The 17,547-nt window shown below is 64.2% G+C and carries 14 protein-coding genes and 1 other RNA gene; 9 read left to right on the top strand and 6 right to left on the bottom strand.

Annotation, left to right across the window (positions count from 1 at the left end):
• Positions 1–84: 84 nt before the first annotated feature.
• An RNA gene (ffs, locus tag J6497_RS34200) (signal recognition particle sRNA small type) lies at positions 85–181 on the bottom strand.
• A gap of 221 nt (positions 182–402) precedes the next feature.
• Between ffs and J6497_RS34195 the strand changes: the two genes are divergently transcribed.
• The 4 genes from J6497_RS34195 (at position 403) to J6497_RS34180 (ending at position 3,391) form a co-directional block, all read left to right on the top strand.
• A complete protein-coding gene (locus J6497_RS34195; protein ID WP_225708613.1) occupies positions 403–828 on the top strand; it encodes an HIT domain-containing protein in 426 nt (141 codons plus the stop codon).
• A gap of 6 nt (positions 829–834) precedes the next feature.
• Positions 835–1,785, top strand: a complete 951-nt coding sequence (nudC, locus tag J6497_RS34190) for an NAD(+) diphosphatase (protein ID WP_225708612.1) — start codon at positions 835–837, stop codon at positions 1,783–1,785.
• Between the two features lie 78 nt (positions 1,786–1,863).
• Positions 1,864–2,826: a sugar kinase gene (locus tag J6497_RS34185; RefSeq protein ID WP_225708611.1), complete on the top strand. Its 963-nt coding sequence runs from the start codon at positions 1,864–1,866 to the stop codon at positions 2,824–2,826.
• A gap of 64 nt (positions 2,827–2,890) precedes the next feature.
• Positions 2,891–3,391 carry an Lrp/AsnC family transcriptional regulator gene (locus J6497_RS34180; RefSeq protein WP_225115694.1) on the top strand — a complete coding sequence of 167 codons (501 nt, stop codon included), beginning with the start codon at positions 2,891–2,893 and terminating at the stop codon, positions 3,389–3,391.
• A 120-nt stretch (positions 3,392–3,511) separates the two neighbouring features.
• Here J6497_RS34180 and J6497_RS34175 read toward each other — a convergent pair whose 3' ends face one another.
• The 4 genes from J6497_RS34175 to J6497_RS34160 all read right to left on the bottom strand — a co-directional run bounded on the left by J6497_RS34175 (position 3,512) and on the right by J6497_RS34160 (position 9,844).
• The gene (locus tag J6497_RS34175) at positions 3,512–5,011 is read right to left on the bottom strand and encodes a phosphomannomutase/phosphoglucomutase (RefSeq protein ID WP_225708629.1); all 1,500 of its coding nucleotides are present in this window, start codon (positions 5,009–5,011) and stop codon (positions 3,512–3,514) included.
• Positions 5,012–5,255: 244 nt separating this feature from the next.
• Entirely contained in the window at positions 5,256–5,759 is a 504-nt protein-coding gene (locus J6497_RS34170) for a TIGR02281 family clan AA aspartic protease (RefSeq protein ID WP_225708628.1), read from the bottom strand.
• A gap of 174 nt (positions 5,760–5,933) precedes the next feature.
• The gene (hrpB, locus tag J6497_RS34165) at positions 5,934–8,408 is read right to left on the bottom strand and encodes an ATP-dependent helicase HrpB (RefSeq protein ID WP_225708610.1); all 2,475 of its coding nucleotides are present in this window, start codon (positions 8,406–8,408) and stop codon (positions 5,934–5,936) included.
• A 119-nt stretch (positions 8,409–8,527) separates the two neighbouring features.
• Positions 8,528–9,844, bottom strand: coding sequence for a UDP-glucose dehydrogenase family protein (locus J6497_RS34160; protein ID WP_225708609.1), 1,317 nt, complete (start codon positions 9,842–9,844; stop codon positions 8,528–8,530).
• 179 nt (positions 9,845–10,023) lie between these two features.
• Here J6497_RS34160 and J6497_RS34155 point away from each other — a divergent pair, with 179 nt between their 5' ends.
• From J6497_RS34155 to J6497_RS34145, 3 genes are all read left to right on the top strand, one after another.
• The gene (locus tag J6497_RS34155; protein WP_225708608.1) at positions 10,024–11,088 is read left to right on the top strand and encodes an acyltransferase family protein; all 1,065 of its coding nucleotides are present in this window, start codon (positions 10,024–10,026) and stop codon (positions 11,086–11,088) included.
• Positions 11,089–11,225: 137 nt separating this feature from the next.
• Complete coding sequence (gene polA / locus J6497_RS34150; RefSeq protein ID WP_225708607.1) at positions 11,226–14,264, top strand: DNA polymerase I; 3,039 nt, start codon at positions 11,226–11,228, stop codon at positions 14,262–14,264.
• A gap of 116 nt (positions 14,265–14,380) precedes the next feature.
• Positions 14,381–15,013 carry a LysE family translocator gene (locus tag J6497_RS34145; protein WP_225708606.1) on the top strand — a complete coding sequence of 211 codons (633 nt, stop codon included), beginning with the start codon at positions 14,381–14,383 and terminating at the stop codon, positions 15,011–15,013.
• Between the two features lie 159 nt (positions 15,014–15,172).
• On the opposite strand, the gene J6497_RS34140 is transcribed toward J6497_RS34145, so the two are convergent.
• Entirely contained in the window at positions 15,173–15,799 is a 627-nt protein-coding gene (locus J6497_RS34140; protein ID WP_225708605.1) for a glutathione S-transferase family protein, read from the bottom strand.
• 189 nt (positions 15,800–15,988) lie between these two features.
• Here J6497_RS34140 and pyrE point away from each other — a divergent pair, with 189 nt between their 5' ends.
• Both pyrE and J6497_RS34130 read left to right on the top strand, forming a co-directional pair.
• Positions 15,989–16,552: an orotate phosphoribosyltransferase gene (pyrE, locus tag J6497_RS34135; RefSeq protein WP_225708604.1), complete on the top strand. Its 564-nt coding sequence runs from the start codon at positions 15,989–15,991 to the stop codon at positions 16,550–16,552.
• 144 nt (positions 16,553–16,696) lie between these two features.
• On the top strand, positions 16,697–17,506 hold the full coding sequence (locus J6497_RS34130) for a DUF2865 domain-containing protein (RefSeq protein ID WP_249793875.1): 810 nt from the start codon (positions 16,697–16,699) through the stop codon (positions 17,504–17,506).
• Positions 17,507–17,547 lie beyond the last annotated feature (41 nt).

The following is a 17,547-nucleotide window of genomic DNA, read 5'->3' as shown; positions in this document are numbered from 1 at the left end:
TCGGGCCGGCTTTGCGGAAAGGAGCGGAATCAAACGCAAACCGCGGAACAGGCCGGCTTCTGCATGATTCGCTCGGAAAAACAGGTAGGAGACTGACGCGCGACCCGATCCGGACCTCGTTAGGGCTGCTTCCTTCCGGACCTGACCCGGTTGGCGAGTGGCTCGTCCACCGCCAATCTCCCGACCCCTATTTGGAGCCAAAAGGACCGGAAAGCAAGCCGCTCTTATCCGGTCATACCGTCGCTAAGAGGACGCCGCCCCTCGTGCTTGAGCACCGCCACGTTGGAATACGGGATCATCCGCTTTCGCGGGCGATGATGCCTTGTTTTGACGTTGCGAGCGGTGTCCATTTCAGGTCACTTTCGGCGCCATCGGAACAGCGATGGCCGCACTGGAACCCATATGCCCTCTGACACCTCCGCCTGGTCCCTGCACCCTCGACTCAAGGAAGACACGATCGACATCGGCGACCTGCCGCTGAGCCGGGTCCTGGTCATCAAGGACGCCAATTACCCGTGGCTGCTGCTGGTGCCGCGCCGAGCAGCCGCGGTTGAAATCATCGACCTCGAGGAGGTCGAGCAAGCGCAGTTGATGACCGAGATCTCGCGGGTGGCGCGTGCGCTGAAAGAGATCACCAAATGCGACAAGCTGAACATCGCTGCGCTCGGCAATGCGGTGCCGCAGCTTCACGTCCACATCATCGCCCGACGCACCAGCGACGCCGCCTGGCCGCGCCCGGTGTGGGGTGTGGTGCCGCCACTTCCGCATGATGCCGAAGAAGTGCAGAACTTCATCAGCGCGCTTCGCCGCAAGATCTGGTTGGGTTGAGAATAGATGTCAGCATTCGACAATTTTCCGCTGGGGCAGCCGGCCTTCGTCACCAATGTTCTCGACCGCGCCGCGCATCTGCGCACCAGTGAGGAGAAGCTGTTCGCGCTGGAGAGCCGCGGCGATGCCCGCGCTTACGTGATCTATCGCGACTCGCTGGTGGTGAAGCAGGGCGAAACCGGTCCGCGAGCGTTGCTTTCGATCGAGGAAGCCCTGAAATTCGGCGCCAATCCAGGCATGGTCTTCCTGGGCCTGCGTGATGGCGCGCCGGTGTTCGGCATGGGCATTGCGCCGCAGGCAGCGGAAAAGCTGGTCGGCCGCAGCGATGTCGCCGTCACCGAACTGCGCGGCATGGCGATGCAGGGCACCGTCCCACCCGACCAGCTTTCGGCGATCGCGATGGCAAAATCCATGGTGACCTGGCACCAGCGCCACGGCTTTTGCGCCAACTGCGGTGCGCGCACTGCCATGAAGGAAGGCGGCTGGAAGCGCGAATGCCCGAGCTGCAAGGCCGAGCATTTTCCGCGCACCGACCCTGTCGTCATCATGCTGGTGACCCACGGCGACAGATGCCTGCTTGGCCGTCAGAAGCAATTCCCTCCAGGCATGTATTCCTGCCTCGCCGGCTTCGTCGAAGCCGCCGAGACGATCGAGGACGCGGTCCGTCGCGAGATCTTCGAGGAGTCGGGCATCCACTGCACCGAGGTCAATTATTACATGACGCAGCCGTGGCCCTATCCATCGTCCCTGATGATCGGATGCACCGCGCGTGCAACCAATGAAGAGATCATCGTCGACCGCACCGAGCTCGAGGATGCGCGCTGGTTCGATCGCGCGGAAGCGACCTTGATGCTCAAGCGGCAGCACCCGGATGGCTTGGCCGGTCCGCATCCTTTTGCCATTGCCCACCATTTAGTCGGACGTTGGCTGCATGGGAGAGACGTGGCGGGCGCATAGCAGGAACAGGTCCATGCGCCAATTTATTACGGGAGATTGGCTCCGGTCGGGTCCGGAGCCATGACCGTGGACCACGGAATGAACTTCCACGCTGCCGCGCCAAAAATTCCGCCGCGCATCCTCTGCATCGGAATGCCGGTGCGCGACCTGACGTTTCGCGTGCGCGGCGTCCCCAGCCGCGGCTCCAAGGAAAATGCCGCCCATTTCGAAGAGATCTGCGGCGGCAATGCGCTGAACGCCGCGATCGCCATCGTGCGGCTCGGCGGCCGCGCCTCGCTCTGCGGGCCGATGGGCGATGCGCGCGAGACCTCGTCGAAATACATGCTCGAAAAGATGGCGCATGAGGGCATCGACGCCAGGCATATCGTGCATATGCCGGGCCTGGTGACGCCGATCTCGACCATCATGATCGACCCGACCGGCGAGCGCACCATCGTCACGTTTCGCGATCCGGAATTGTGGAAGGTTCGCCTGCCGCGCCCCGATGTCCTGCTGGACGATTGCGCAGCTGTTCTGACCGAGAGCCGCTGCGCGGAGTTTTGCACCGATCTCTGCGCCGAGGCCAGAAAGCGCGACATCCCGGTCATTGTCGACGTCGACCGGGCGATGTCGCTCAGGGAGGGGCTGCTCACGGCCTCCTCTCATCTCATCTTCTCGAGCGATCCGTTGCAGGAGACGGCCGACGCCACCGACGACGGTCAGGCGCTGAAGAGAATTGCAAAACTGACGCCGTCATTCCTGGCCGGAACGCGCGGACCGCGCGGCACGATCTGGTTGAACGAACAGGGTGAGCTGGAGGAGACGCCGGCCTTCCCGGTGCATACCGTCGATACGCTCGGGGCCGGCGATATTTTCCATGGCGCATTTGCGCTCGCCATTACCGAAGGGCAGGAGTTGCGGGGCGCGCTGCGGTTTGCGTCCGCCGCCGCCGCACTGAAATGCACCCGTTTCGGCGGCGCCTTCGCCGCCCCGCAACGCACTGAAGTTGAACAGTTTTTGGATCGGGACCAGAGCGCCGACCCAGCCGAGAACAGCCAATAGGCTTGCTTTAGAAGATTTTTCTCTATATGAGGGATTTAACCTCTTTATATGGAACTTTCTTCTCATGACCGAGCTCGCAGTCCCACTGCATGACGCCAACCGCCGGCTTGACGCCATCGATCGCAAAATCCTGACCGTGTTGCAGGAGGATGCTTCCCTCTCGGTTGCCGAGATTGGCGATCGGGTCGGCCTGTCCTCCACCCCCTGCTGGAAGCGCATTCAGCGGCTCGAGGCCGATGGCGTGATCCTGCGCCGGGTGGCCCTGGTCGACCAGAACAAGATCGGGCTCGGCATCACCGTCTTCGTGTCGGTCGAGAGTGCCGACCATTCCGAGGCCTGGCTGCGCAAATTCGCCGACGCGGTGAGCGCCATGCCGGAGGTGATGGAGTTCTACCGGATGGCCGGCGACGTCGACTACATGCTGCGCGTCGTGGTCGCGGACATGTCGAGCTATGACATCTTCTACAAGAAGCTGATCAGTGCCGTGCCGCTCAAGAACGTCACCTCGCGCTTTGCGATGGAGAAGATCAAGTCGGTGACCGCACTGCCGGTGCCGGCGGCGTAAGAGCGATCACGCAAAGGCCGTCACACGCGGGCTTGACCCGCGTGTCCATCGTTCTTCAAGAGAACGTTTTTCGGGATGGATTGCCGGGTCAAGCCCGGCAATGACGAACTGAGGACATTCTCAAATCCTCTGATTGTATTCGCCGACCTCCGGATGGGTGCGCAGCACGCTATCTATGGTCTCGAACATGTCGCGCATGCGCTGCTCGCTGACCGGGCTTTCGACCACCACCACGAGCTCCGGCTTGTTGGAGGAGGCGCGCACCAGGCCCCAGCTGCCGTCCGCCACCGTGACGCGGACGCCATTGACGGTGACGAGATCGCGGATCGCCTGGCCGCCGATCCTGGCGCCCTGCTTCTGCAAGCCCTCGAAATGCTTCACCACGGCGTCGACCACGCCGTATTTGGCCTCGTCGGCGCAATGCGGCGACATCGTCGGTGACGACCAGGTTTTCGGCAGCGCGTTCTTCAGGTCGGCCATCGATTTATCGGGCGCGCGACCCAGCATCTCGCAGATTGCGATCGCCGAGACCAGGCCGTCATCATAGCCGCGGCCGAACGGCTTGTTGAAGAAGAAGTGGCCGGACTTCTCGAAGCCGGCGAGCGCGCCGAGCTCGTTGGTGCGGCGTTTCATGTAGGAGTGGCCGGTCTTCCAGTACGCGGTCCTGGCGCCCTGCCTTTGCAGCACCGGATCGGTCACAAACAGCCCGGTCGACTTCACGTCGACCACGAACTGCGCGTCCTGGTGGATCGCCGACATGTCGCGCGCCAGCATCACGCCGACCTTGTCGGCGAAGATCTCCTCGCCAGTGTTGTCGACCACGCCGCAGCGGTCGCCGTCGCCATCGAAGCCGAGGCCGACATCGGCCTTGTGCTGCAAGACCGCGTCGCGGATCGCGTGCAGCATCGCCATGTCTTCGGGGTTCGGATTGTATTTCGGGAAGGTGTGGTCGAGCTCGGTGTCGAGCGGGATCACCTCGCAGCCAATCTTCTCCAGCACCTGCGGCGCGAACGCGCCGGCGGTGCCGTTGCCGCAGGCCGCCACCACCTTCAGCCTGCGCTTAAGCTTCGGGCGGTTGGTGAGGTCGGCGATGTAGCGCGCCGGAAAATTCTCGTGGAATTGATAGGCACCGCCGGCATTGCTCGTAAAGCTGGCGCTGAGCACGATCTCCTTGAGCCGCGTCATCTCGTCGGGTCCGAACGTGAGCGGGCGGCTCGCGCCCATCTTGACCCCAGTCCAGCCATTGTCGTTGTGGGAGGCGGTGACCATGGCGACGCAGGGCACGTCGAGATCGAACTGCGCGAAATAGGCCATCGGCGTCACCGCCAGCCCGATGTCGTGCACCTTGCAGCCGGAAGCCATCAAGCCGGAGATCAACGCATATTTGATCGCGGCGGAATAACTGCGGAAATCGTGGCCGGTGACGATCTCCGGCTTGACGCCGAGTTCCGCGATCAGTGCGCCCAGCCCCATGCCCAGCGCCTGCACGCCCATCAAGTTGATTTCCTTGCCGAACAGCCAGCGCGCGTCATATTCGCGAAACCCGGTCGGCTTCACCATCGGCTCGGATTCGAAGGCATAGGTGTTCGGAACCAGAACGGGCTTGGGCTTTGGAAACATCTTGTAGCAGCCTCGCGAGAGCGTGATGGTCAATGCTGCAGCCAATAGCCAAAGGCAGACTGCGGCGAAAGGTGGGACTGGCTGCTATTGGCCGACAATTGCGGCGGATTTGTTGGCCGGGGAAATGCCTACTCAGAAGGCATGGATGACATCGGCAGTCGCCGCGGGCCGCACGTAGATTTGAGAGCTTCGCGATTTATAACATCGCCTGGCTCGTCAAACAGGCCGGCGTCGTCAGCAAGCCTTACTGCTCCAGCACCAGCCTGCCATTGGCGTATTCAAAGCGCTTCAGCTTGGACAGGAAGGACAGGCCGAGCAGGTTTTCGGAAAGCGCTTCGTCCGGCAGCACCATGGCATCGACATCGCGGACGATGAGGCCGCCGAGATCGATCATGGCGAGGCGAGCGCGGGCCGCCTTGATGGTGCCGTTGGCGGTGGTGACGGTGGCGATGTAGTCGCCGCGCGACGGACGCAGGCCGAAGCGCGCGGCGGATTTCTCGTTCAGCGCGACGAGCGAGGCGCCGGTGTCGACCATGAAGTCGATGCGCTGGCCGTCGATGCGGCCGTCGGTCGCAAAGTGTCCGCGGGAGTCGCGGGGAATGCTCAGCGTGCGGCCACCCACCTGCGCGACGGTCTGAACGGGAACCTTCTTCGAGGCGGTCGTGGCGGACGCGGAGGCCGGCGTCATCTTGTCCGCCATCTGCGCCATGAAGCTGCCGAGGCCGATCAGGATGGCGGCGAAGATCATTATGTTACGCATGACGCCACACACATTTCCGGGAACTGGCCGATTTGACCACGCCGTCCGCCGACCCGCGACCGGCAGCGGCGATGGAGCCTGCCATTTTCGCGAAAAGGATGAGTGAAGCGTTAACGGCAAGGCCGTGATATGCGGCTTGAACCGCATATGACGAAACCAGGACTACGTTCCGCGCGGCTTGGCCCGGCGCGTCGGCATGGCGTTGGCCGGGTCCTCCGGCCAGGGGTGTTTCGGGTAACGCCCGCGCAGATCGGCGCGGACCGCGGCGTAACTGCCGCGCCAAAAACCCGGCAGATCCCGCGTCACCTGTACTGGGCGCTGCGCCGGCGACAGCAATTCCAGCACCAGCGGCACAGCGCCCTTCGCGATTGAGGGATGGGTGTTGAGCCCGAACAACTCCTGCAGCCGGATCGCAATGGTCGGGCCCTGCTCGGCCTCGTAGTCGATCGCAAGCTGGCTGCCCGTCGGCGCCTCGAAATGGGTCGGCGCCTCCTGCTCCAGCCGGGCACGCAGGTTCCAGGGCAGCAGCGCCATCAGCGCATCCGAGAGATCGCCGGCCGAAAACTCCTTCAGCGAGGTCTTGTCATAAAGCGCTGCCACCAGCCAGGCCTCGTGCTCGCGCGCCAGCGCCTCATCCGACAAGTCTGGCCAGCTATCGCCTTCGGCCTTGCGCAGGAACATCACGCGGTCACGCCATTGCTTTAGATTTTTCGACCACGGCAGCTTATCGAGGCCCGCGGCGATCAAACCATCGGCGAGCACACGTGCGGTCTCCGCCGATGGGGACAGCGCTATCGGCGCTTCCGAGAGCGTGATCGCATGCAGCGTGCGCCTGCGCCGTGCGCGCAGCGCCATCGCACTGCGGTCGAACGAAATGTCCTCCGTGGTCTCGATCTGGTCTGCGAAACGCAGCTCGATCTCGTCCAGCGTGATCGGCGCCGCCAACAGGATCCGGCCGCTCGCCGCAGTGCCGGTCAACTCTCCAACCGCGATATAGGGTGAGCGTGCGAGTGAAGACGTCTGCTCAACGCTTGCGCCGCGGCCATTGGCCAGCACGAAACTGCCATTGCCGCGGTTGCGCGCGACGCGATCGGGAAAGGCGAAAGCCAGCATGACGCCGGTAGAGAGCTCGCGTGTGGCTTCGGACGTTTTCGACGAAGTCACCTGCGAGGCCCAGCGCTGCGCGAGGCTGCGCGCGCTGGAAGCGCGCTGCGAACGGTCGCGGCGGAACTGGTCGAGCCTGACATCGAGGTCGACGCTGTCACCGCCGAGCCCACGCTCGGTGAGCACCGCCGCGATCTCGGCGGCTTCCGCAGCCGCGCCAACCCGTGCCGAATCCACGATCATGCGGGCGAGCCGCGGCGGCAGCGCCAGCGCGCGGAGGCTGTTGCCTTCCGCCGTGATCCGGCCGTCGACATCGAGCGCGCCAAGTTCGCGCAGCAGCACGCCTGCTTCGTTCCAGGCAGGCAGCGGCGGCGGATCGAGAAACGCAAGGCCGGAAGCGTCACTGACGCCCCATTGCGCGAGGTCGAGCACCAGCGAGGAAAGATCGGCGGAGAGGATCTCGGGCTGCGTGTAGGGGGCAAGCGAAGTGGTCTGCGGCTCGTCCCACAGCCGGTAGCACACACCGGGCTCGGTACGGCCGGCGCGGCCGCGGCGCTGATCGACCGCGGCGCGCGAGGCGCGCACGGTTTCCAGGCGCGTCAAGGCGATATCGGGCTCATAACGCGGAACGCGCGCCATGCCGGAATCCACGACAATGCGGACGCCCTCGATGGTCAGCGAGGTCTCGGCGATCGAGGTCGCCAGCACCACCTTGCGATGACCTCTGGGTGCCGGCGCGATGGCGCGATCCTGAACGCTGGCGTCGAGCGCGCCGAACAGCGACACGATCTCGATCGTAGCGTCATGGACGCGCTCTTCGAGGAAATTCTGCGTGCGGCGTATCTCGGCGGCGCCCGGCAGGAACGCCAGCACCGAGCCTGGATCGGCGCGAAGCGCTGATACGATCGCTTCCGCCATCTGCCGCTCCAGCGGAACGTCTATCTTGCGGCCGAGATAGCGCGTCTCGACCGGAAAGGCGCGGCCTTCACTCGCGACGACGGGAGCATCGCCAAGCAGCTTTGCGACGCGGGCGCCGTCGAGCGTTGCCGACATCACGAGCAGGCGAAGATCCTCACGCAGGCCTTGCTGCGCATCACGCGCCAGCGCAAGTCCGAGATCGGCATCGAGCGAGCGCTCGTGAAATTCGTCGAACAGGACAGCGGCGACGCCTGCGAGTTCGGGATCGTCGAGGATCTGGCGCGAGAAGATGCCTTCGGTGACGACCTCGATGCGGGTTGCGCGCGACACTTTCGAGCCGAAGCGGACGCGATAGCCAACGGTCTCGCCGACACGCTCGCCAAGCGTCTGCGCCATCCGCTCGGCACTGGCGCGCGCCGCGATCCGCCGCGGCTCCAGCACGATGATCTTCCTCTCCTTGGCCCAGGGCTCGTCGAGCAGCGCCAGCGGCACCCGCGTGGTCTTGCCGGCGCCAGGCGGCGCAACGAGCACGGCCGTGTTCTTCGTGGCAAGCGCCGCCGCGAGTTCGGGGAGCGCCGCGTCGATGGGAAGTGGAGTGTTGAAGTGACGGGGCAATATCTCGAATCCGTCATCACCCGCGAATGCGGGTGATCCAGTAAACTCAGACAGCCTTGATCGCAAAGATCGGGCGTACTGGATACCCCGCCTGCGCGGGGTATGACAACACAGCGAGCCTACACCGGCGGTTCGGCTGCGCGGCCAACGCTCTCATAGCTGAAGCCGTGCGCGGCCATGTCCTCGGGACGGTAAATATTCCGAAGGTCGACCACGACCGGCTGCCGCAACAGGTTCTTCAGCCGCTCCAGGTCGAGCGTGCGGTACTGCACCCACTCCGTGACGACGACCATGGCGTCGGCGCCGGTCACGCAGTCATAGGGATCGTCGCAATACTCGATGTCCGGCAGCTCCTTGCGCGCCTGCTCGATGCCAACAGGATCATGCGCCCGCACCTTCGCGCCCATGTCCAGGAGGCCGGTGACGATCGGGATCGAGGGCGCCTCCCGCATGTCGTCGGTCTCTGGCTTGAAGGTGAGGCCGAGCACGGCGACCGTCTTGCCGCGCAGATTGCCGGCGAGATTGACGACCTTGCGCGCCATCGCGCGTTTGCGGTTGTCGTTGACGCCGAGCACGGCCTCCACGATGCGCAAATTCACGTCGTTATCCTGCGCGATCTTGATCAGCGCGCGGGTATCCTTGGGGAAGCAGGAGCCGCCGAAACCGGGGCCGGCATGCAGGAACTTGGAGCCGATGCGGTTGTCGAGCCCGATGCCGCGCGCGACTTCCTGGACGTCGGCGCCGACCTTTTCCGAGAGATCGGCGATCTCGTTGATGAAGGTGATCTTGGTCGCGAGGAACGCGTTCGCGGCGTATTTGATCAGCTCGGCCGTGCGGCGCGCCGTGTACATCAGCGGCGCCTGGTTGAGTGACAGCGGCCGGTACACATCGCCGAGCACCTTTCGCGCGCGCTCGTCCGAAGTGCCGACCACGATGCGGTCCGGGAACTTGAAGTCGCGGATCGCCGCGCCCTCGCGCAGGAATTCCGGATTGGAGGCGACCGCGACCTCGGCCGCCGGGTTCGCTTCACGGATCAGGCGCTCGACCTCGTCGCCGGTGCCGACCGGCACGGTCGATTTGGTCACCACCACCGTGAAGCCTTTGAGCGCCCCAGCGATCTCGCGGGCGGCGGCGTAGACATAAGAGAGGTCGGCATGGCCGTCGCCGCGGCGCGACGGGGTGCCGACCGCGATGAAGACCGCGTCGGCTTGGGCAACCGGATCCTTCAGATCGGTGGTGAAGTCGAGCCGCTTCGCCTTCACATTGCCGGCGACCAGGGCGTCCAGCCCCGGCTCGAAGATCGGGATTTCGCCGCGGCGAAGGGCGTTGATCTTCTCGACATCCTTGTCCACGCAGGTGACGTGGTGTCCGAAATCCGCAAAACACGCGCCAGATACCAGCCCCACATAGCCCGTGCCAATCATGGCGATGCGCATGAAACCACCCGCTTGCTATCGTTAACGATTCCACAATTCCTGTCAGCCTCTTAGAACATTTGCCGGTCAGGAGGAAACTGCAAAAAGCAGGCAGAAGCGGCATGTCATTTGTATGAATAAAGGGGATAGCAACCGATCCGGCCGAAGATGCGCCAAATGCGCGCCGAAACAGGACAGCCATGACCACAGACGGCACAGCCTCCGCGAGCCTACGTTCCGCCGCATCGCCGGACGGGCGCGTCGATTGGGTGGACTACGCCAAGGGCATCTGCATCGTCATGGTCGTGATGATGCACTCGGTCCTTGGGGTGGAAGCGGCCGCCGGCGAGACCGGCTTCATGCATGCGCTCGTGATGTTCGCAAAGCCGTTCCGGATGCCGGATTTCTTCCTGATTTCGGGCCTGTTCCTCTCGCTCGTCATCGACCGTGACTGGCGCACCTATCTCGACCGCAAGGTCGTCCACTTCGCCTATTTCTATATGCTCTGGGTGACGATCCAGTTTGCGTTCAAGGCGCCGGCTTTTGCCGCCGAGACGAACTGGAGCCACGTCGGCTACCTCTATCTCGAATCCTTCATCGAGCCGTTCGGCACACTGTGGTTCATCTATCTGCTGCCGATCTTCTTCGTCGTCACAAAATTGACACGCAACATGCCGCCGCTTGCGATTCTGGCGCTGGCCGCCGGACTTGAGACGGCGCATGTCGTAACCGGTTGGACGGTGATCGACGAATTCTGCTCGCGCTTCGTCTATTTCTATGCCGGCTATCTCTTCGCGCCTTACGTCTTCAAGCTGTCGGACCGCGCACGTTCCGCGCCGATGCTGGCACTGGCCGGACTCGCGCTGTGGGTACTGGTCAATGGCGGGCTGGTGATCGCGGACGTGAGCGAATGGCCGTTGGTCTCGCTGGCGCTGGGATTTGCGGGCGCCTTTGCCATCGTCGTGACCGGCACGCTGCTGGCGCGGATGAAGTGGCTCACGGCCTTGCGCTTCTGCGGCGAGCATTCGATCGTGATCTATCTCGCCTTCTTCCTGCCAATGGTGATCGCGCGCGTCGGCCTGCTGCGCACCGGCGCGATCCACGACATCGGCCTGATCTCGCTGCTCGTCACCATCACGGGCGTCATCGGCTCGCTGGTGATCTGGCGCGCGGCGCTTGCACTCCGCGCCAACTTCCTGTTCGAGCGCCCCGCCGCGTTCTGGATCGCGCCGAAGAAGGCGGCTGCATTACAGGCGGCCGAATAATCTCCGCTGTCGTCCCGGCCTATGGTTATGGTCCCGGGTCGCGCTTCGCTTGCCGGGGACGACGATAAGTGTGCGGTTCGTCAAGATTCCTACCCCTCAAGGCTGTCATTTGCTGCAAAAATCCCTAAATTTCGGCCATGCCGAAAACAGCCTCCAAGACTTCAGCCAAGACAGAACCCAAAGCCGCAGCCAAGCCCGTCGCCGCCAAGGCCCCGGCCAAGGGCGACCATGTGTTCCTGGTCGACGGTTCTTCCTACATTTTCCGCGCCTACCACGCGCTGCCGCCGCTGAACCGCAAGTCCGACGGGTTGCAGGTCAACGCCGTGCTCGGCTTCTGCAACATGCTGTGGAAGCTCCTGCGCGACATGCCCGAAGACAATCGGCCCACCCACCTCGCGATCGTCTTTGACAAGTCCGAGATCACCTTCCGCAACAAGATCTATGCCGACTACAAGGCGCACCGGCCGCCGGCGCCCGATGACTTGATCCCGCAATTCGCGCTGATCCGCGAGGCGGTGCGCGCGTTCGACCTGCCATGCCTGGAACAGGTCGGCTATGAGGCTGACGACCTCATTGCCACCTATGTCCGGATCGCCTGCGGGCGCGGCGCGAACGCGACGATCGTATCTTCCGACAAGGACCTGATGCAGCTCGTCACCGACTGCGTCACCATGTATGACACCATGAAGGACCGCCGGATCGGTGTTGCCGAGGTGATCGAGAAGTTCGGCGTGCCGCCGGAGAAGGTGGTCGAGGTCCAGGCCCTGGCCGGCGATTCCACCGATAACGTGCCCGGCGTGCCCGGCATCGGCGTCAAGACCGCGGCGCAGCTCATCACCGAGTATGGCGATCTCGAATCCCTGCTTACCCGCGCCGGCGAGATCAAGCAGCCGAAGCGGCGCGAGGCGCTGGTCGAGAATGCCGAGAAGGCGCGCATCTCGCGCCAGCTCGTGCTGCTCGACGACAAGGTCGAGCTCGAAGTGCCGCTCGACGATCTCGCCGTGCACGAGCCCGATCCAAGCCGGCTGATCGCCTTCCTGAAGGCGATGGAATTTTCGACGCTGACCCGGCGCGTCGCCGAATTTTCGCAGATCGACCCCGCCGATATCGAGCCAGATCCCGGCAACAAGAGCGGCGCGAGCGTGTTCTCGCCGCTGCCGCCCTCGGGCGTCGAGCCCGCGCCCGGTCGCGGCGCGTCCGCGCAGCCCGCGCCGGCCGCCAAGGAGCGCAAGCCCGCGGGCAGAGAGAACCAGGCCTCGAGCCTCAAGGGCACGCCGATCGCGCTGGCGGAAGCGCGCGCCGAGGCGGCGCGCAAGACCAGGTTCGATCGCAGCAAATACCTGACGATCAAGAGCCTCGATCAGCTCAATGCGTTCATCGCGCGGATCCACGACACCGGGCATGTCGCGGTCCAGGCGAAGGCGAATTCGATCGATCCAATGCGGGCGGAGATCTCCGGGATTGCGCTCGCACTCGGCTCCAACGACGCCGCCTACATCCCGCTCGCCCACAAGCAGGCGGGTGGCGGGGCCGGACTGTTCGACGCGGGGCTGGCGCCCGACCAGATCAAGTTCGAGCAGGCGATCGAAGCCTTGCGACCGATCCTGGAATCGCAGGGAATCCTGAAGGTCGGCTTCGACGTCAAATTCAACGCGGTCATGCTGGCGCAAGCCGGGATCACGCTGCGCAACTTTGACGATGCGCAGTTGATCTCGTACGTGCTCGACGCCGGGCGCGGTTCGCATGCGCTGGAATCGCTGGCCGAGCGCTGGCTCGGGCACGCGGTACTGGCCGAAAACGGCCTGATCGGCAGCGGCAAGAACAAGCTGACCTTCGATCAGGTTGCGATCGACAAGGCGACCGAACATTGCGCCGAGAGCGCCGACGTGATCCTGCGGCTGTGGCGCGTGCTGAAGCCGCGCCTCGTCGCAGAGCGGATCACGACCGTCTACGAGACGCTGGAGCGGCCGCTGGTCTCCGTGCTCGCACGGATGGAGCGGCGCGGCATCTCGATCGATCGCCAGGTGCTATCGCGCCTGTCAGGCGATTTCGCCCAGACCGCGGCGCGCGTCGAGGCCGAGATTCAGGAGATTGCGGGCGAGCCGATCAATGTCGGCAGCCCCAAGCAGATCGGCGACATCCTGTTCGGCAAGATGGGATTGCCGGGAGGCACCAAGACCAAGACCGGCGCCTGGTCCACGACAGCGCAGGTGTTGGACGAGCTCGCCGAACAGGGCCACGAATTCCCGAAGAAGATCCTGGAATGGCGGCAGGTCTCGAAGCTGAAATCGACCTACACCGACGCGCTGCCGACCTATGTCAATCCGCAGACCCACCGCGTCCACACCACCTACGCTCTGGCGGCGACCACGACGGGACGGCTGTCGTCGAACGAGCCAAACCTGCAGAACATCCCTGTGCGCACCGAGGACGGCAGGAAGATCCGCCGCGCCTTCGTCGCGACGCCCGGGCATAAACTCGTGTCGGCCGACTATTCGCAGATCGAGCTGCGCCTGCTCGCGGAGATCGCCGACATTCCCGTGCTGAAGCAGGCCTTCCGCGACGGCCTCGACATTCACGCCATGACCGCCTCCGAAATGTTCGGCGTACCGATCAGGGACATGCCGAGCGAAGTGCGCCGGCGCGCCAAGGCGATCAATTTCGGCATCATCTACGGCATCTCGGCGTTCGGCCTCGCCAACCAGCTCGGCATCGCGCGAGAAGAGGCTTCTGCCTACATCAAGAAGTATTTTGAGCGCTTTCCGGGCATCCGTGCCTACATGGACGAGACCAAGGATTTCTGCCGGCGAAATGGCTACGTCACCACGGTGTTCGGCCGCAAATGCTACTACCCCGAGATCAAGGCCAGTAACGCTTCGGTCCGTGCTTTCAACGAGCGCGCCGCGATCAACGCGCGCCTGCAGGGCTCGGCCGCCGACATCATCCGCCGCGCCATGACCCGCATCGAAGACGCGCTTGCCGAGAAGAAGCTATCGGCGCAGATGCTCTTGCAGGTGCATGACGAACTGATCTTCGAGGTCCCCGACGAGGAAGTCGCGACAACCCTGCCGGTCGTGCAGCATGTGATGCAGGACGCACCGTTTCCGGCCGTCATCCTGTCGCTGCCGCTGAAGGTCGACGCCCGCGCCGCCGACAATTGGGACGAGGCGCACTGAGCTTTCTCCGTCGTCGCCCGGCCGGACGACGACAGCAAAAATGCACTCGGAGCAATTGCGCCATGGCCTCGCGGTACGACGCACGCTAGAAAGGTGCATCGTTCCGCGAGTCTCCGATGCCCCACACCTCCGCTTTGCTCGCTTTTGCGCTCGTCTCCTTCGGCATGGTGCTGACGCCGGGACCGAACATGATCTACCTGATCTCTCGCTCGATCACGCAGGGGCCGGCGGCGGGGATCGTGTCGCTCGGCGGGGTGGCGCTCGGCTTCGTGTTCTACATGCTGTGCGCGGCATTCGGCATCACCGCGCTGTTGTTCGCGATTCCCTATGCCTATGACGCGCTGCGCTTTGCCGGCGCGGCCTATCTGCTGTGGCTGGCGTGGCAGGCGCTGAAGCCCGGCGGGCGTTCGCCGTTCCAGGTGAAGAAACTGCAGGTCGACAGCCCCCGGAAGCTGTTCGCGATGGGATTTGTCACCAACCTGCTGAACCCGAAGATCGCGATGCTCTATCTGGCGCTGTTGCCGCAGTTCATCGATCCCACGGGCAGCGTGCTGACGCAGTCGCTCACGCTCGGTGCGATCCAGATCGCGATCAGCGTCAGCGTGAATGCGATGATCGCGCTCGCCGCGGGCTCGATCGCGCTGTTCCTGGGCACGCGGCCGGTCTGGCTGCTCCTCCAGCGCTGGCTCATGGGCACCGTGCTGGCCGGACTTGCGATGAAGATGGCCTTCGAGGCGCGACGGGCGTGAGTCTCTTCACCTCTCCCGCTTGCTTGCGGGGGAGGTCGGCGCGCCAGCGCCGGGTGGGGGCTCTCTCCCCACGCTCGGACAGCGTGAATCGCAGAAACAGCCCCCACCCCAGCCCTCCCCCGCAAGCGAGAGAGGGAGCGCAGCGCGCAAGCGGTGAGCTCAATCCAGCTTCACTTCCATGCCGCGCTTCACGCCGGGACGGGCCATCAGCTTGTTGTACCAGCGCTCGACATTGGGGAAATCGCCGAGATTGACCTTGTGCCGCGGGTGGCGCCAGGCCCAGCCGAGGATCGCGAAATCGGCCACTGACAAATCACCGGCGACGAACTCGCGGCCTTCGAGCCGGCGGTTCAGCACGCCATAGAGGCGGAGCGTTTCGGTCATGAAGCGTTTCAGGCCATAGGCGCGCTCATGCTCGTTCTCGAGCGCGATGAAATGGTGCACCTGGCCGGGCATCGGCCCAAAACCGCCCATCTGCCACATCAGCCATTCATAGACCGGGATGCGCTCGATCAAGGGCTTGGGCAGGAACTTTCCGGTCTTCTCGCCGAGATAGAGCAGGATCGCGCCCGATTCGAACACGCTGACCTGCTTACCGCCGGGTCCGTCAGGGTCGACGATCGCGGGTATCTTGTTGTTGGGACTGATTTCGAGGAAGGCAGGCGCCATCTGCTCGCCCTTGGTGATGTTCACCGGGATCACCCTGTAGGGCAGCCCCATTTCCTCCAGCGCAACCGAGATTTTGCGGCCGTTCGGCGTGTTCCAGGTGTGCAGATCGATGGTCATTTTCGCTTCCCCCACAATCGTTTGAGGCTTCCCTAGCGCGGAACCGGACGCGGTTACAACCAACCTTTCCGGAATATGGCTCCGCGCCACATGCGACGCGGCCGCTGTTGACGGCCCGTTCTCGGCGCTGGAATCTAAGTGGGAGCGCCGATAGATTGCGCGCCACCTTGAAACGTCCGGAAAACAGCCTTGTCCAAGTCAGCCGCCCGCGCCCGCCTCGCCGAGATCATCCGCAAGCGCTCTTTCGGGCGCGGCGAGATCACGCTGGCCTCGGGCCGCAAGAGCGATTTCTATTTCAACCTCAAGCCGACGATGCTGGACCCCGAAGGCGCCGCATTACTCGCCGAACTCACCTACGAAGCGCTGAAAGACGACAATCTCGATTTCGTCGGCGGCCTTGAGATGGGTGCCGTACCGCTCGCGGGCGCGATCGCGCAGCTCTCCTGGATCAAGGGTCATCCGATCGCGGCGTTCTTCGTGCGCAAAAGGCCGAAGGAGCATGGCGCCAAGCTTGCTGTCGAGGGACTTGCCAAAGGCGAGACGCTGCAAGGCAAGCGCATCGTCATCGTCGAGGATGTCACCACCACCGGCGGCTCGGCGATGAAGGCGGTGGAAGCCGTACGCGAAGCGGGCGGCGAGATCGCGCTGGTCTTCACGATGGTGGACCGCGAGGAAGGCGCGACGGAAACGTTCGCGCAAGCCGGCCTGCCGTTCCGCTCGTTGTACAAAGCCGGCGAGTTCCTGAAGAGCTAGTGTTGCCGCATCGGCACACCGCGCCAGATTGCGCACACCTCCATAGTTCTTCCGCAATCAACTGCTCGTTTACCATCCCACATTAGGGTGCATCGCGCGGAGCCAACGTCTCCGCACTGTTGGCTCTGTCGGGTGGAGTTGGCGTTGCGTAGAGGGTTTGCTGATCGGCGCGTGCGGCGCCACCTGACGCTAGTTGCCGCAACCCTTGTGGGGTCGCTGACGTTCGCGCCAGCGCAGGTCTCGGCAGAAGGGCTGCTCGATTTCTTCTTTGGCGGCGCGCAGAAGCAGCAAGCGCGACAGGGCCAGCCGCAATCCAATTTCTTTGATCCGTTCGGCCTCAACCAGCAGCAACCGCAGCAAGCCGCGCCGGCGCCGCAGCCGCGCGTTGCAGGTTCCGGCCCTGCTTTTTGCGTCAGAAGCTGCGACGGCAAATATTTCCCGCTGACCTTGCGCGGCAACGCGACGCCGGTTCAGCTCTGCCAGGCGTTCTGTCCGGCGAGCGCGACCAAGGTCTATTATGGCGGCAGCATCGACGGCGCGGCCTCCTCGAACGGCGAACGTTATGCCGATAGCGAGAACGCCTTCGCCTACCGCAAGGCGCTGCGCGCGGACTGCACCTGCAACGGCCGCGATCCCGCGGGCCTCGCACCTGTCGACCTCGCGCTCGATAGCTCGCTCCGCGCCGGCGACGTGGTCGCCACCACCGATGGCCTGGTTGCCTATACCGGCGTCCGGGTCGGCAACAACCAGAGCGCCGACTTCGCGCCGGTTGCCTCCTACCCCGGTCTCACCGCCGAACTCCGCGCGCGCCTCGGCGAGATGAAGGTCGCGCCGGTCACGGCCGAAACGGTCGGCGAAGCGCCGCAGCCGGAGACGGGCCACGACGCCGCAACGCCGGTCACCGTCGTGCCGAAATCAGCCGCGCCGAAAGCAAAGCGCGCAGAAGTGAACTAGCTGTTCACGACGTTATTCCAGCAGCGACGCAAAGCATCGAA

The sequence above is a fragment of the Bradyrhizobium cenepequi genome, from assembly GCF_020329485.1.
Lineage (GTDB): Bacteria > Pseudomonadota > Alphaproteobacteria > Rhizobiales > Xanthobacteraceae > Bradyrhizobium > Bradyrhizobium cenepequi.
Note: the sequence above shows the minus strand (reverse complement) of the source record. Positions and strands in the feature narration are given on the sequence as shown.